The sequence below is a fragment of the Clostridium saudiense genome, from assembly GCF_000577815.1.
Classification (GTDB): domain Bacteria; phylum Bacillota; class Clostridia; order Clostridiales; family Clostridiaceae; genus Clostridium; species Clostridium saudiense.
This window is the reverse complement of the sequence record NZ_CBYM010000016.1, coordinates 58,575-74,749: the sequence shown is the minus strand read 5'-3', so window position 1 is coordinate 74,749 and position 16,175 is coordinate 58,575. Positions and strand designations below refer to the sequence as shown.

At 26.1% G+C, this 16,175-nt stretch carries 13 protein-coding genes and 1 other annotated feature; of the genes, 12 read left to right on the top strand and 1 reads right to left on the bottom strand.

Features of this window, described 5'->3' with window-relative positions; all coding sequences use genetic code 11:
* Positions 1-429: 429 nt before the first annotated feature.
* The 12 genes from ltrA (at position 430) to TY07_RS09625 (ending at position 15,043) form a co-directional block, all read left to right on the top strand.
* A complete protein-coding gene (ltrA, locus tag TY07_RS09680; RefSeq protein ID WP_042398791.1) occupies positions 430-1,833 on the top strand; it encodes a group II intron reverse transcriptase/maturase in 1,404 nt (467 codons plus the stop codon).
* Between the two features lie 161 nt (positions 1,834-1,994).
* Positions 1,995-2,876 (top strand): DMT family transporter, encoded by an 882-nt coding sequence (locus TY07_RS09675; RefSeq protein WP_042398789.1) that lies wholly within the window; start codon positions 1,995-1,997, stop codon positions 2,874-2,876.
* A 104-nt stretch (positions 2,877-2,980) separates the two neighbouring features.
* Positions 2,981-5,857 carry a DEAD/DEAH box helicase gene (locus tag TY07_RS09670; protein ID WP_042398786.1) on the top strand — a complete coding sequence of 959 codons (2,877 nt, stop codon included), beginning with the start codon at positions 2,981-2,983 and terminating at the stop codon, positions 5,855-5,857.
* Positions 5,858-5,876: 19 nt separating this feature from the next.
* Positions 5,877-6,653, top strand: coding sequence for a tetratricopeptide repeat protein (locus tag TY07_RS09665; RefSeq protein ID WP_042398783.1), 777 nt, complete (start codon positions 5,877-5,879; stop codon positions 6,651-6,653).
* A 51-nt stretch (positions 6,654-6,704) separates the two neighbouring features.
* The gene (locus tag TY07_RS09660; RefSeq protein WP_042398780.1) at positions 6,705-7,055 is read left to right on the top strand and encodes a hypothetical protein; all 351 of its coding nucleotides are present in this window, start codon (positions 6,705-6,707) and stop codon (positions 7,053-7,055) included.
* A 93-nt stretch (positions 7,056-7,148) separates the two neighbouring features.
* A complete protein-coding gene (gene idi, locus TY07_RS09655) occupies positions 7,149-7,679 on the top strand; it encodes an isopentenyl-diphosphate Delta-isomerase (RefSeq protein ID WP_042398776.1) in 531 nt (176 codons plus the stop codon).
* A 114-nt stretch (positions 7,680-7,793) separates the two neighbouring features.
* A complete protein-coding gene (locus TY07_RS09650; RefSeq protein WP_042398773.1) occupies positions 7,794-8,126 on the top strand; it encodes a hypothetical protein in 333 nt (110 codons plus the stop codon).
* A gap of 61 nt (positions 8,127-8,187) precedes the next feature.
* Positions 8,188-8,441 (top strand) — a binding site (T-box leader).
* Between the two features lie 118 nt (positions 8,442-8,559).
* Positions 8,560-9,111 carry a tryptophan transporter gene (locus TY07_RS09645; RefSeq protein ID WP_042398769.1) on the top strand — a complete coding sequence of 184 codons (552 nt, stop codon included), beginning with the start codon at positions 8,560-8,562 and terminating at the stop codon, positions 9,109-9,111.
* Between the two features lie 175 nt (positions 9,112-9,286).
* Positions 9,287-9,700, top strand: a complete 414-nt coding sequence (locus tag TY07_RS09640; protein ID WP_042398765.1) for a hypothetical protein — start codon at positions 9,287-9,289, stop codon at positions 9,698-9,700.
* A 180-nt stretch (positions 9,701-9,880) separates the two neighbouring features.
* The gene (gene pulA, locus TY07_RS09635) at positions 9,881-13,081 is read left to right on the top strand and encodes a type I pullulanase (RefSeq protein WP_042398764.1); all 3,201 of its coding nucleotides are present in this window, start codon (positions 9,881-9,883) and stop codon (positions 13,079-13,081) included.
* Positions 13,082-13,227: 146 nt separating this feature from the next.
* Entirely contained in the window at positions 13,228-14,040 is an 813-nt protein-coding gene (locus TY07_RS09630) for a TerC/Alx family metal homeostasis membrane protein (protein ID WP_052330672.1), read from the top strand.
* Between the two features lie 58 nt (positions 14,041-14,098).
* Positions 14,099-15,043: a DUF6414 family protein gene (locus tag TY07_RS09625; protein ID WP_042398763.1), complete on the top strand. Its 945-nt coding sequence runs from the start codon at positions 14,099-14,101 to the stop codon at positions 15,041-15,043.
* A gap of 59 nt (positions 15,044-15,102) precedes the next feature.
* On the opposite strand, the gene TY07_RS09620 is transcribed toward TY07_RS09625, so the two are convergent.
* On the bottom strand, positions 15,103-16,053 hold the full coding sequence (locus TY07_RS09620) for an alpha/beta hydrolase (protein ID WP_042398761.1): 951 nt from the start codon (positions 16,051-16,053) through the stop codon (positions 15,103-15,105).
* Positions 16,054-16,175: the final 122 nt, after the last annotated feature.

The window sequence follows — 16,175 nt, the reverse complement described above, 5'->3', positions numbered from 1 at the left end:
TTTTTGTGTGTGCCCAGCATGGGCAACAACTTGACGGTGAAAGTCCGTTGTGGGCTTGGTAGTGGGAACCACTAGCCAATGACAATGGTGTCCATTGTGAAGTGGAATCTGAAGGAAGTCGGAGGCAAAGTCTCGGTCTGAGGAACACGAACTACATACGAGGCTTACTAAGGTCGGACGAGTCTGCACAACAAGATAAAGTCCAACACTACCCGAAACCTTAGGAGTAAATGTAGCAGATATATGAGATGAAGGTTGTTGTTCTTACCTGGGGAGGTCTGATAGATATATTGCTAATAAAGATGAACTTCTAAAGCAATAACCTATATAGTGATATATAGCTGAACTATCAGAAGTCAGCAGAGGTCATAGTAACTCCGCTAATCGCGATAGCGGACGAAGGACTGAACTTTAAGGAGGTTTTGAAATTTGAAAGTTTCGCAGAATAATCAAAGATTGCAGAAAACTAAATACTTAGGCTCTAATGCTAAAAATAGAGTGGAACTTGAAGATAAGCAAAGAGTGCATAGAAGATTCTCGGCAACTTCAAATAGAGAAACAAGTGAATTTGAATATGGCTCATTAGAAAGAATACTATCAAGAGAAAATTTACTTCTAGCAATGAAAAGAGTAATCTCAAATAAAGGTAGCCATGGAGTTGATGGAATGACAGTCTATGAACTTAGACAATTTCTTAAAGATAACTGGTTATCAATAAAAGAAAGTATTTTAAATAATGAGTATAAACCAATGCCTGTTAGAAGAGTTGAGATACCCAAACCTAATGGTGGAACTAGATTATTAGGAATACCAACAGTTTTGGATAGGTTTATTCAACAAGCAATTGCGCAAGAGCTAAATTATATCTATGATGAGAACTTTTCAGAAAATAGTTTTGGCTTCCGTCCTCGAAGAGGGGCGAAAGATGCTATACAAAAGGCAGAAACTTATATAAATGAAGGTTATAGATGGGTTGTAGATATAGACCTAGAGAAATTCTTTGATAGAGTTAACCACGATATACTTATGTATAAACTCTCAAGGAGTATAAAAGATAAGAGAGTATTGAGGTTAATAAGAAAATATCTTCAGGCTGGAATAATGATTAACGGAATAGTAGTAACAAGTGAGGAAGGAGCTCCTCAAGGAGGTCCATTAAGTCCACTTCTATCTAATATAATGTTAGATGAATTAGATAAGGAACTAGAGAAAAGAGAGCATAAATTCTGTCGCTACGCTGACGATTGTAACATTTACGTTAAGAGTAAAAGAGCCGGAGAAAGAGTTATGGATAACATAACAAATTTCATAGAAGGTAAATTGAAATTAAAAGTAAATAGAAGCAAAAGTGCAGTAGAGAGACCATGGAAAAGAAAATTTCTAGGATTTACGATAATGCTATCATTTGGAAAAGCTTGCACTACTATATCTAAACAATCATTAAAAAGATATAAAGATAAAATTAGAGAAATACTATCAAGGTCAAAACCGATGACTTTGGAACAAAGAATAATTAAAATGAACCAAATAAATATTGGATGGATTAATTATTATGGAATAGCCAAATGCAAAGGTATTGCTCAACAATTGGATAAATGGATAAGACAAAGATTAAGAATGTGTATATGGAAACAATGGAAAAAGGTTAAAACAAGATATAAAAACCTTAAGAAATTGGGATTAAATCACTATCAAGCAATAAAATTTGCCAATACCCGTAAAGGATATTGGCGAACAGCTAATAGTGCTATATCAAATACTACACTTACAAATCAATTCTTTACCGACTTAGGCTTGAAAAGCCTAACGCATCAATATATTAAAATTCATTAAACTTAAAGAACCGCCGTGTACCAGACCGGTACGCACGGTGGTGTGAGAGGACGGAAAATAAAATAATTATTTTCCTCCTACTCGATTAATTTAAATTATCACTAGAGGATTATTATCATTTATGATAATCTATATATTGAATAAAAATTCTAGGAGGTACTATGAAAAACTTAACATTAAGTAATAGAACTAAAGGCGTTTTATTTATTATAATGTCTGCTTTTGGTTTTGCAATGATGTCTGCTTTTGTTAAATTATCTGGAGATTTGCCATCATTTCAAAAAACTTTTTTTAGAAATATAACATCTTGTATAATTGCTTTTGGAATCATTTTAGTAAAAAAAGAAAGTTTCTTTGGCAAATTAGAAAATCAAAAAATACTAATTTTACGTTCTTTGTTTGGTACATTAGGAATAGTATTTAATTTTTATGCAATTGATAAGTTAGTATTATCTGATGCTAATATGCTTAATAAACTTAGCCCTTTCTTTGTTATTATTTTTAGTGCTTTATTCTTAAAGGAAAAAATAAATTTCAAACAAGGACTAGCTATCATCATAGCGTTTATTGGAGCTCTGTTTATCATAAAACCACAGTTTAACTTCGATATTATTCCATCATTAATTGGAGTTTGTGGTGCTATTTGTGCAGCAGCTGCTTATACATGCTTACGTGTACTTGGTAGTAGAGAAAAATATTATACAATTGTATTTTACTTTTCTTTTTTCTCAACTATAGTAATATTACCTTTTATGTTAATGGTTTATGAAAAAATGACACTAGTACAATTCTTATATTTAATACTAGCTGGAATTTTTGCAAGTATAGGACAATTTGGAATTACTATTGCCTATAAGTATGCTAAGGCTAAAGAAATTTCAATCTTTGATTACAGTAATATTATATTCTCTGCAATAATTAGCTTCATTTTATTTGGAGTATTGCCTGATTATTTAAGTATAATAGGATATCTCGTAATCTTTAGTGTATCATTATATATGTTTTTATATAATAAAAAGTTAGACAAAATTGAAAGTAAATAACTTATTAAGAGGTTGTATCAGAAAATTTGATACAACCTCTTTTATTCTAGTATTACTATAGTTATTTTATATGCTATAATTAATTTTTGAAAAGGAGTAGAGTAATGTGCAACAATAAAGGAACAAATATATTGGATATTCTTCTTAATAATGAAGATAAAGATGAATTAAAAATTGAAGTATATTTAAATAAGATTGATTATAATAGTAAAATTTCCGTAGAATTTAAAATTGGATTAAAGAAAACATCATCTAATAAACTTAATATAATAAAAGACATACGTCAATTTCTTGTTTATTATGAAAATCATATTCCTTTAAAATATAGCAAAGATTTTATATTTGATATTAATAAACAATTTTTTTCTAGTAAGGATTTAGCATTAATCAATTATATATATGAACTTTTAGAAATAGATGGATCAAAATTTAAGCATATTAAACCAAAGGACAGAACTATTGATGGAAAATATATATACCCACCCAAATATTTAATGAAAGAATTTTTTAATACTATAAAAGATCATAGAGTATATTTTAATGATAATTTTTTTAGCCGTCCAGTTGATTGTGAAATACAAACGGGTAATCCTTATTTAGAAATGAATTTAGAATATAAGAATAATGAATATATACTAAAGTTACTTTCTGATTTACCATTAACGTTAAATGATAACTTTAATATTATGATTAATGGTACAACTATACTTTTACCAACTAAAGATTTCATAAATAAAATTAAACCTTACTATGAAATATTTTCAAATCACACTAAGGTTATTTTCCCAAAAGAAGAAGAGAATAGAATTTTAAAACAACTTATTCCTACTTTAAATAGTTTAAGTGATAATTTAATATTATCTTCAAATATACAAGAAAAAGTAGTTTTAGCAAAACCATTATTTAATTTTTATTTTGATAAGGAAGATAATTTCATATTAATGACATTAAAAGTGCAATATGATAAATATGAATTTAATATATTTAATGAGTATGATCAAAAAGTAATATATCGAGATTATAATAAAGAGAGTCAAGTAATTTCACTTTTAAAATCTCTTGGCTTTGATCATGTTAATGGTAAATTCTATTTAACCTTTGGTGATAACTATATTTTTAATTTCTTTAAAAATAAAATTTATGATCTTCAAAACATAGGTACAGTATATTATTCTGAAAATTTTAAAGGGATTAAAGTTATTAATAACAAGAGTATTATAGGCCATATTTCCGTTGGTAAATATGATTATTTTGAATTAAAATTTGAAATAAAGGATATTCCGCAATTTGAAATAAATAATATTTTAAGAGCATTTAGGGATAACTTAAAATATTATAAACTCGAAAACGGAGAATTTTTAGATTTAGAAGAATTAGAGCTAAATAACTTCTTAAAATTAATAGATAATTTAAACTCTGATAATATAATAGAACATAATACTATTGAATTTCATAAAAGCAAAGGACTTTATACAAATGACTTTATAAAAGAAAATAAAATTAAGTTTTTAAAAGGCGTGAATAATTTAAAAAGCTTAAAATCGCAATTTAATAATATAGATAAATTAACATTTGAAGTGCCAAAAGAATTTGTTGGAGAACTTAGAAATTATCAATATAAAGGGTATTGTTATTTAAAAACATTATCCCAGCTTGGTTTTGGTGGAATACTTGCAGATGAAATGGGCCTTGGTAAGACAATACAAACTATAGCTTTTTTATCATCATATAAATGCAAAACATCATTAATAGTGGCTCCCTCTTCTTTAGTATTTAATTGGAAACAAGAGTTTTCTAAATTTGCACCTTCATTAAATGTAGCCTTAGTAAATAGTACAAAAGAATATCGAAGTAAAATTATAAATAATGCAAATAATTACGATGTATTAATCACTACATATTCACTATTAAGAAATGATATTAATGAATATGCTAATATTGAATTTGAAACTATAATATTAGATGAAGCACAAAATATAAAGAACTACAATTCACAAAATGCAATAAGTGTTAAAATGCTTAATGCTAAAAATAGATTTGCTTTAACAGGAACACCAATTGAAAATTCATTACTTGAATTATGGTCTATTTTTGACTTTATAATGCCTGGATATTTATTTGATAGAGATACTTTTATTGTTAAGTATTATAGAAGATATTTAGACTGTAAAGAACTTTCAGATGAATTTAAAAAATTGATAAAACCTTTTATTCTTAGAAGAATAAAAAGTGATGTATTGAAAGAACTTCCATCAAAAATTGAAAAGATAATAGAAATTGAACTTCCAAAGGAGCAGCAAGATGTATATGGTGTATATACTAATACTGTTATAGACTTAATTGAAAAGAAAATAGTAAATGATGAATTTTCATCTAGGAAAATCGAAATATTGTCTTATATAACGAAACTAAGACAAATAGTTTTAGATCCAAGTGTAGTTTTAGATAATTATCATGGTGGAAGTGGTAAAATAGATGCATTAATAGATATACTAAATGTAGCTGTAGAAGAAAATCATAAAATTCTTGTATTTTCTCAATTCACTTCAGTTTTAAGTAGTATAAAGAAACGACTTGAAGTAGAAAATTTAACTTATTGCTACTTAGATGGATCTCTATCCCAGAAAAAAAGAGATGAAGAAGTATTTAAATTTAATAATAGTGATTCATCTATATTTTTAATAAGTTTAAAGGCTGGGGGAGTTGGTTTGAATCTTCAAAGTGCAGATATTGTTATTCACTTTGATCCATGGTGGAATCCAGCAATAGAAGCGCAAGCAAGTGATAGAGCACATAGGATTGGACAGAAAAAAATAGTTGAAGTAATTAAACTTATTGCTAAAGATACAATAGAGGAAAAAGTGATCAAATTACAAAATGAAAAAAAAGAATTAATTAATAATATATTAGATGATAAATCACTTAAAAATAATCATATATTTGATTTATCAGAAGATGAAATACTAAATTTATTTAAATAAATAACTATAAGGAGAACAAATGGACTTAAATAAAGAATTTTTAGAAAAATACAATGATTTAATGAATGAAGATGTTGAAAAGGCATTAAACTTTTCTATTAACTGCTTAAAAGAAAGCAATAATCCAGATTTTTATGCATACATAGCAGATTGTTATATGTCATTAGAAGATTATGATAATTCAATACAAACATTAAAATTAGCATTAAATGAAAACTGCAATAATATAAGCTTTGTAAAAAGTCTTTTAGGTGAATCTTATTTCTATTTGGGAGATTTTAAAGAAAGTAATAATATTTTCTTAGAACTAAAAAAAGAAAACCCTAATAGTTTTTTTGTAATAGCTTATTTAATGGATATAAATATTTATTTAGAAAAATATGATTATGCCATAGAATTAGGCGAAGAAATTTTAAAATCTAAAACATTAAACAACAATGATACTGCATATATTTTAGTAAATATAGGTTGGATATATTTAAAATATAAAAATAACTTAGAAAAATCATTTACTTATTTTAAAGATGCACTTAATATAGATGAAAATTTAGGTAGAGCATATATAGGATTAGGAGAATATTATTATAGTATTCATGAATATACTGATGCTTTAATAAATTATGAAAAAGCTATAGATTTACAAGAAGGTACTATAGATGTTTACTTTGGAATAGCAATGTGCTATAAAGCCTTAAAACAATATGAAGATGCATTAAGTTATCTACAAATAGTTCATCAAGCAGATAGTACTAACGAATTATATATAAAAGAAATTGCAGAGATAGAAAAATTATAAATTTGAATTAACTTATTAAAAAGTGCTTATACTAAGGTTGAGGTGATACTTATGTACCAAAGTATAGGAATAAACCTAAGTAAAAGTTTGGATACAGCAACAAAAAGAATCAAAATTCCTGCTATTACTCAAAGAAATTATTACAAATCATGCAATAACTGTGAAGATGAAATATTAAATTTTTATAAATCTGATTGTGATGAAAGTGATTTAAATTATGATAAGAACTTTGATTATCTAGATGAGGATGAAAGTGATATAGATAATGAATGTAATTGTGGCTGTGATGATAATTGCATGATAGAAAAATTAAAAAACTTAGATTCAAAAGTTATAGTAGGTGCCAGTATAGGAGCATTAGTTGGTTGTGTTGGATTATATCTTTTACTTAGGAGAAAATAAAACATTTATGTGTTTTGAATAAGCGCCGTTAATAATATCGGCGCTTATGCTTTATTTTAATATTTAAATATAAAAAACTTTAGGAGAGTATAAATGAAAGAAATTATTATTTGTGTAGATAAAAATGATAAGGAAATTGGTTTCATAGAAAAAATGGATGCTCATATTAGAGGAATTCTTCATAGAGCTATTTCTGTTTTTATATTTAATGATAACAAAGAATTACTCCTTCAAAAAAGATTTAGTGGAAAATATCATTCACCTAGTCTTTGGACAAACACATGCTGTACTCATCCTAACAAAGGTGAAAAAACTAAAGATGCAGCTAATAGAAGACTGAAAGAGGAAATGGGCTTTTCTACAGATATTGATGAAGTATTTTCATTTATTTATTATGTTAAGTTTGATAATGAATTAATAGAACATGAATTTGATCATGTTTTCTTTGGAAAATACAATGGTTCTATTAATTTTAATACAAATGAAGTTGAGAATTACAAATGGATTTCACTAAATGAGTTAAAGAAAGACATAAAACTAAATCCTCAAATATATACCTTTTGGTTTATATATATAATGAATAATCATATTAATGAAATAGAAGAAGCTCTAAATAGAATATAATAAGTCACCTAGCTTTATTTATTAATTACTATTGTAAGATATTTAATAGTAATATAAAATATTTTATATCGATTAATATAATTATTTTAAGCTGGGTTAGAAAGGATAAAAAAGATGAATACAAAGAAACCACAAGAATACATAGCTAATATTTCTAAAGCTTCTGCTTATTTTGCCTTAAATAACGGTCCAATTAAGGAATTAGTTAAAGAAGGTAAGATTACTGAAGAAGAAGCAACAAATCTACAAAAGTACATGCAAAATCATTTATCATATCTTTACACTGTTTTACTTGAAGAAAATAACTTAAAGAAATTTGATTTAATTATAAGTACAATGAATAAGTTTTATGTTAATGATAAAGAAGAGGTTCTTATAGAAGATGATGGTTTTGATAAATTTTATAATAATTTATTTCCAACAACATCAAATATAACTATAAAATAGTTTTTTAATAACCATTGACCTTTTTCTAAATTATGGATATAATAGTATTAAATTTAAATTTTAAAATTCATAGATAAGGGATAGTAATATATCTTAGCTTCATTAAAGAGAGTTAAGGATGGTGAGATCTTAACAAGAAGGAGTTATATGAATGGGCCTTTGAGAAGTAAAGGGAAAGCAATGCTTAGTACCGGAAACCGTAACCTACACGTTATAGTAGGACAAGTATGATAGTACTTGGATTAAGTGATGAAATTTATATATTTAAATTTCATAAATTAGGTGGTACCGCGGATTATATACTCCGTCCTATTTTTAGGACGGAGTTTTTTTATTGCTTATAAGGAGGTGATTAATATGGCATGAAGTTTTGTTAAATTCATAATAGTAAAAAATCTTAATAAAAGTTATTTATGTTTAGGGGGAATTCAAAATGAAAAGAAATTTAAATACAAAAAAAATGGTTATGAATGCACTACTATTAGCAATAGGTGCCATATTACATCAAATTACTCCAGCTCTAGGTTTACCAATGCAACCTGATTTTGCATTAGCAATGTTATTTATTATAATGATTATAAATGATAATGATTATAAAACATCTCTTATTTGCGCTATAATAACAGGAGTATTTACAGCATTAACAACTAAGTTTCCTGGAGGTCAATTACCAAATATTATAGATAAAATAGTAACTGTAAATGTAATGTTTTTAGTTATTATAATAATAAATAAAATATCACATTTAACTAAACTAAACACTAAACTTGAAAAAAACATCTTGGTTTTATTAGTTTTTCCAATTGGAACATTAGTTAGTGGCACTACATTTTTATTATCAGCAAAATTTATAGTAGGATTACCAGCAAGTTTCTCACTTCTTTTTGTTACAGTTGTAATACCTGCTTTAGTAATTAATACAATAGGTGGATTTATTCTATATCATGCTATTAATGTATCATTAAAAAGGGTTTTAACTGTATAATTTCTAAAAGAGCAAATATATTAGCATATTTGCTCTTTATTTTTATAATATATTTTATTTATATTGAAATTTACTCTTGCTTTTGATACATTATAAATAATATTTTATGTGTTTAATATATTAGATATGAAATTATTATTTATATAATTAAGCATTAATCTAAGGAGGAAATATTATGTATATTGCATTTGGAAATAGAGTTTTAGATAGCAATGATATAAAAAATATTATTGAAGAAAATACTGAATTTAAAGTTATTAAAGATATGAGTAAAGGTTCTAAAAGAGAGGATATTGTTGCCTTTAACTTAAGTGTTAGTATTGATATGTTAAATGAAGAAATAAGTGAAAGTATAAATATTAATGAAGAAGATGAAGATTCTTTATTTGAAGAGTATATGGCAACAACAGAGGAACTTGGGTTTGAATTAGAAGAATACTTACCTGAAGACTCAATTATGGACTTTAAAGCTTATAAATGGGAACCATCTGATAATGATATTAAAGCAGTATTTGTTATGGCTAATGAAGAACTTGGAAATAATAAATTAAAAGATGTAATGAGAAGATTATTAACACAAGTCGAATAATCAATTATTAAATTTAAATAAAAAACAAGATAAAATAGTAATTTATCTTGTTTTTTATTATATATGAAAAAAATAGAAAAAATGGTACAATTATTTTAGAGAATATTTAATAAAATAAAATTATTGTTCATAAGTATTAAATATTGAACTTTAGTCGAGAATTAATTTGAGAGGTAATATATGAAAAGTACAGATTATATTGAAAAAATTGAAATAAACGATAATCCTAAAGGTACGTATTCAATTGATTTATGTCCTATTTCCAATACTATACGTTTTACAGCACAATATGATGGATGTATTTATGCATATGTAGTTGGTGATTTTAATAATTGGAATAAATCTGATGAATATAAGCTAACATGGCAATTAGATACACGTGATGGTTTATTAAAAATGATGAAAGAAGTTAAATTTCCAAATAAATTGAAACCTGGAAAATATAAATATAAATATATTTTAATTGACACTGATGGAAATGAATTATGGGTAGATTCAGAAGGTAGCGAAAAAAATAGCTTTAGTTTTATTTGGGAACCTATAAAGGACGTCTTAAAAATTTATTCTTCTAGTAATGTAGTAACTTATAAAAGACCCGTAGAATTACTAGGGGTTTGTAGTGGACTATACGGTAGAATTTCTCTTACAGAAATGAATTGGTCCATAGAAAATAGTTATCCTGGCATAGAAATCAAAAATAATTATTTATTTGTTGATAAAAATGTTCCAGAAGGATATGAAATTATTATTAATGGAACTTCTATAAATAATGAGTACAATTCAACTAAAAAAATTAAGGTTAAAAATAATAATTATGAAGGTACTTTAGTTCATTTTTATATAGAAGATAGCAATTATCAAGGAAATGATTTTATTTGGAATTGTTGGAGCTTTAGCGAGAATTCTTCTGGTGAAGAGAAAAATTTTAATTATAATACAGACTTTGGCTTTTCAACATATATTAATGATGATTACTTAATTGTAAGAAAAAAGCAGTGGGGTAATAATTGGATAAATTATTGGTCAGAACAAACCATTACTTATGATTTAAAAGGTAATTATAAGGATATTTACATTATCCATGGAGATAACAGAAGTTATAAATCACTTAGAGATGCATTAGTTGCAAGTCAAACTAATATAAAATTTGCCGTAATGGATAATGCTAATAAAGTTAAAATTTATCTTACTAGCGAGCCTTTATTAGGCATTGATTTTGAACTTTATTTAAATGGTGAAAAGATAGAGGGTACCTCTTCAATTATAAGAGGAAATAAAATAATTATAACAAATCTCCCTCGTCATATTCATGCAAATGACTTATTGTTAGTATCAGCCACTAACGCTTATAGGCCTTATAAAGTTATTATGCGTGATTACTTAGATAAATTTTATTATTCTAAAGATGATCTTGGAGTTACTTATTTAAATGATTCAATTTCATTTAAAATATGGGCTCCCACAAGCATAAAGGTAGAATTATTATTATTTGAGGATTGGTATATAAGTCATGAAGATGATGTAACTAAATATCAAATGACTTATGATTATAAAACAGGAGTTTATTCTACAGTTATAAATAAAGAAGATGCAGATGGTTTGTATTATTTATATAAACTTTATTTTAGGGATGTAGATGTAAATGGAGAAATTGTAGAAAATGTAACTTATGCAGTTGATCCTTATGCAAATTCAGTTTCTGTAAATGGTGATAAAGGATATGTATTAGATATTAATGAAAGAAATACTAAACCTATAGGATTTATTAATCATAATATTCCTCCATTAATTAATAAAGATGATTCTATTATTTATGAAATGCATATTAGGGATTTTACTATCGATAAAAGTTCAGGTGTAATTGATGGCCTGAGAGGTACTTATTTAGGAGCAGCAGAAGAAAATACAGTATATAGAAATCCTTATAGTGCTAAATCTATTAAGACAGGAATAGATCACTTATGTGAGTTAGGAGTAACACATGTTCATTTAATGCCTGTATTTGATTTTGGTTCTGTAGATGAACGTTTTCCAAGTTCTAATAACCGAAATTGGGGATATGATCCTAAAAACTTCAATGCACCTGAAGGCAGTTATTGCAGTAATCCTTATAATCCTGTAACAAGAATAATAGAATTAAGACAAATGATTATGAAATTTCATGAAAAAGGAATAAGAGTAGTAATGGATATGGTTTATAACCATATGATGTGCACTATTAACATGGATAATATAGTTCCAGGCTATTATTTTAGAACAGATCATTTAGGACGATATACAAATGGTTCAGGTTGCGGAAACGAACTTGCTTCCGAAAAGCCTATGGTTAGAAAGTTTATTATTGATTCATGCATGCATTGGATTAAAAACTATAAAATAGATGGAATAAGATTTGACTTAATGGAACTATTAGATATTGACACTACAAAGGAAATTGTACGTAAAGCAACTAAGATAGATAAAAACTTTTTAATATATGGCGAACCATGGAAAGGTGGTAGTTCACCATTAGTTAATGGTACTTATAAAGGGTCACAAAAAAATGAAAATTTTTCTGTATTTAATGATACTTTTAGGGATGCAATTAGAGGAAATAATAATCCTTCTTGTGGATTTATAAATGGTAATTCTTGCAACTCTGATTTTGCTTGGAGCATAATAGAAGGATTGAAAGGTTCTATATATACATTAACATCAAACCCAAATGAAAGTATTAATTATATCGATGCTCATGATAATTATACACTTTGGGATCAAATAGAAAAAAGTCAAAATCCAAACTTGAACTTTGGTGATTATAGAAAAAATATCCCTAATCATCCTTTAAACTCAAGTCTTGTTAGACAGGATCTTTTAGGTATGTCCATCATATTTTCATCCCAAGGTATTCCATTTATCCAATATGGAGCCGAATTTTTAAAAACAAAACAAGGTGATCATAATAGCTATAAAAGTAATGATGACATAAACTCCATCAAGTGGTATGATAAGGAAAAATTTATTGATGTATTTAATTATAATAAAGGGTTAATTGAAATCAGAAGAAGTTTACCACATTTTAGACTTAGAGATACAGAACTGATAAAGAATAATATTAATTTTATCTTTGCTGGTAATAGTGAAAATTGTGGTGTTTTAATACAGCATATCAATTTAAATAATTATGATAAAGGTGAAGTTGTTGTTATTTATAATGGAACCAATATTGATAATTATGACGTAAACTCTTATGTTCCATCTTCAAGTAGTGGCTATTGGAATATCATTGCAAATGAAAATAGTGCTGGAATGAAAATCTTGAATACTGTTTTTAACAATCAAATCCCAGGTTTAAGGTCATATTCAATAATGATTTTATGTAATAATATCAACTTTTGTTAAATCTAAAAAATAATTATAATTTGATAATTAAAAGTAGAAAGTAAGATTAAATTTCATTTTAATCTTACTTTTTGAATTATTAACAAATAAAATACTTCTTTTAATCATATATTTATTCTGTGAATTAATTATAAAGGAGAAATATTTTGAAAGCGAGAAGTGCATTAAAAAATTTTGTTTTATGGGTAAGCCTAGCAATTGTAGTTAATATTTTTATTTATATTATTTTTGGCTCAGAACCTGGATTAGAGTTTCTTGGTGGATACATAATAGAATTAAGTTTAAGTGTAGATAATTTATTTCTATTTTTACTTGTCTTTACATCTTTTAATATACCAATCTCATACCAAAAAAGAGTTCTAACATATGGAATATTTGGTGCTATAGTCTTAAGATTTATGTTTATTTTCTTAGGAGTTGCAATTGTAAATACATTTCACTGGATACTATATATTTTTGGATTTTTCTTATTTTGTAGTGGTTTAAAAATACTATTCAACAAAGAAGAAGCTGTTGATTTTTCAGATAGTAAAGTATTAAAAATTATGAAAAAGATAATTCCTGTCACTGATGATTTATATGGTGAATGTTTTTTTGTACGTAAAAATGGAGTTTTGCATGCAACTCCATTATTATTAATTTTAGTATTAATTGAAAGTTCAGATATTATTTTTGCTATGGATTCAATACCTGCTATTTTTTCTATCACTACCAATCCTTATATAGTTTATAGTTCTAATATCTTTGCCATATTAGGCTTAAGAAGCCTATATTTTCTTTTAGCTAAATTAAATAGTATGTTTAAATATATAAAATATGGAGTGGCATTTATTTTAATGTTTACAGGAGTAAAATTATTTATAGCATTCTTTGGAATAACTATTTCAACAATGGTTTCACTGCTCGTAATAGCAATTATATTACTAGTTAGTATTTTATTTTCATTATTATGTACTTAATTATCTACTTTAGAATAAGATAATATGAGGCTTTTTAATTAATAAGGAGGTAACTTCTTTGGCAGATGCTCTTGATTTACTTATTTATTTAGACGAAGCATTAACTAAGAATTTAAATTCACTAGTTATTGATGGTTATATAGAAAAAAGAACTTCTAAATTTATTGAAGATAGAACCTTAAGTGCTAAAACTGGAAATGAAGGATCTAACCAACATTATGGAGAAGATAGATGTATTCGCGACGAGCGTGATGGATATAAAGGGAAAAATTTTACTGAAGCAGATACTGTAACAACATTAAATAAGGATAATCAATCTGTTGAAGGTAGAAGATTTATTAGACGTGAAGAAGAGTTGACACGAATATATACAACTTTTGAAATTCATCAGCAATTATTACAAGGTTTAAATGAAGCTAATTTAATTAAAGAATTCTCCGAATATTCTTCAATTGATAGTATAAGTGCTGGAGATTATATTAAATTAAGTGGTAATATTACTAATGAATCTATGGTGTCATACATAGATAGCCTATCAAATTTACTTTCTAGTTTAGGAACTGATAATTTAAATTGTATATGTAATTCTTCTAATGAATTAAATAATTCACTGATTAATTATAATACCATGTATAAACAAGTGGATTACTTAAAATCACTTTTAACTGTTAATAACAGTCAAGATATGATTATTAAATGTGGAAATATAGATGTTGTTCTAACAGTAAATAATAATAATTTTGTTAGTACTTATGCAAATATTTATGAGGGGGAAGAATGTCCTTGTACAGTAGTAGGAAAAGTTATACGAAAATGTGATAGTAATCATTGTATTCATTTACTAAGAAAATCAGGACAAGCAAATTTTTATGAAAACTTTTTAAGCTGTTGTTCTCCCTTAATGCAGAAATTGTCCAGCAATGGAATTTATTTACCAGAACAACCACGATTTAAAGTTCCAGGGGAGTCTTTACTAGTTGTCCCAATAAGTATGATTATATAAACAATTTCTTTTAAATAAAAATAAGAAGTCGTTAAGAAATATAATGACTTCTTATTTGATTATTTGCTTTCAGAAAGAATAAAATCAATAATATTCATATAAAGTCCTAAAGCTTCCTTATTAGATAAGTTTTCTAAATAGTGAGTACAATTTTCTAAGGTATAAAAATAAAATTTATTGTTTAACTCTATTCCACTTTCATATAATTCAACGGAAGTATCGTATGGAACTATATTGTCTTTTTTACTATGTATTATCAAAGTATCTGGCAAATCCTCTTTAATATAATTAATAGGACTATATAATTTCGAATAACTTTCTATATCTTCTGCAGTAAAGTTATCAACAATCTCGCTTGGCCCTGCACTTAAATTAATTTTACTTAAATCCGAAGGTCCAAATAAATCAACTATATATTTTACCTTTGATGGATATTCTTTTAGCGAAACGTCTCCGACAAATTCATCATCATCGGAAAAAGCTGCAATCATTGATAATTGTGCACCAGCTGATGGTCCAATAAGTCCAATATTATCTACATCAAAATTATATTTATCTTTGTTTTTATACACCCATCTTATTGTATCTTTTACATCTGATATTTGCTTATCAAATATCACTTCATCATCCATTAATTCATAAGATGTACTTATAACAGCAAACCCTTCATCTTTTAGCAAATCAATTATTGATGAAATAGCCTCTGGTATAACCTTATCTCCATACACCCATCCGTTTCCAAATACATAAATAATTACAGGCTTTGGATCCTTTATTTCTTCATTAATATACAAATCCAATTTTAGTGTTTCACCATCATTCCTTTTATAAATAATATCCTTATAGGTTATATCTTTTATAGGTTCACTATAAAAATCGCTTGATATAGTTGCTAAACTATTACTTAATTTAAGAACCTCATATAAAAACTTAAAACGTATTGAATTTAAAACTCCTATAATTAAAGTTATTAAAATAATTATAATAAATAATGTTCTTTTTTTTCTCATAGACTCCTCCGATATATAGTTATATATAGAATTATTGCCATAAATTCTCTAAATATTAAAATCATATAAATTTTATTGGCTTTTTTTTACGAATAATGTTACAATATTTAAGAAAAATATAC

Coding starts and splice junctions, on each gene's coding strand:
- TY07_RS09675 (WP_042398789.1), top strand. CDS start 1,995: ATGAAAAACTTAACATTAAGTAATAGAACTAAAGGCGTTTTATTTATT.
- TY07_RS09670 (WP_042398786.1), top strand. CDS start 2,981: ATGTGCAACAATAAAGGAACAAATATATTGGATATTCTTCTTAATAAT.
- TY07_RS09665 (WP_042398783.1), top strand. CDS start 5,877: ATGGACTTAAATAAAGAATTTTTAGAAAAATACAATGATTTAATGAAT.
- TY07_RS09660 (WP_042398780.1), top strand. CDS start 6,705: ATGTACCAAAGTATAGGAATAAACCTAAGTAAAAGTTTGGATACAGCA.
- idi (WP_042398776.1), top strand. CDS start 7,149: ATGAAAGAAATTATTATTTGTGTAGATAAAAATGATAAGGAAATTGGT.
- TY07_RS09650 (WP_042398773.1), top strand. CDS start 7,794: ATGAATACAAAGAAACCACAAGAATACATAGCTAATATTTCTAAAGCT.
- TY07_RS09645 (WP_042398769.1), top strand. CDS start 8,560: ATGAAAAGAAATTTAAATACAAAAAAAATGGTTATGAATGCACTACTA.
- TY07_RS09640 (WP_042398765.1), top strand. CDS start 9,287: ATGTATATTGCATTTGGAAATAGAGTTTTAGATAGCAATGATATAAAA.
- pulA (WP_042398764.1), top strand. CDS start 9,881: ATGAAAAGTACAGATTATATTGAAAAAATTGAAATAAACGATAATCCT.
- TY07_RS09620 (WP_042398761.1), bottom strand. CDS start 16,053: ATGAGAAAAAAAAGAACATTATTTATTATAATTATTTTAATAACTTTA.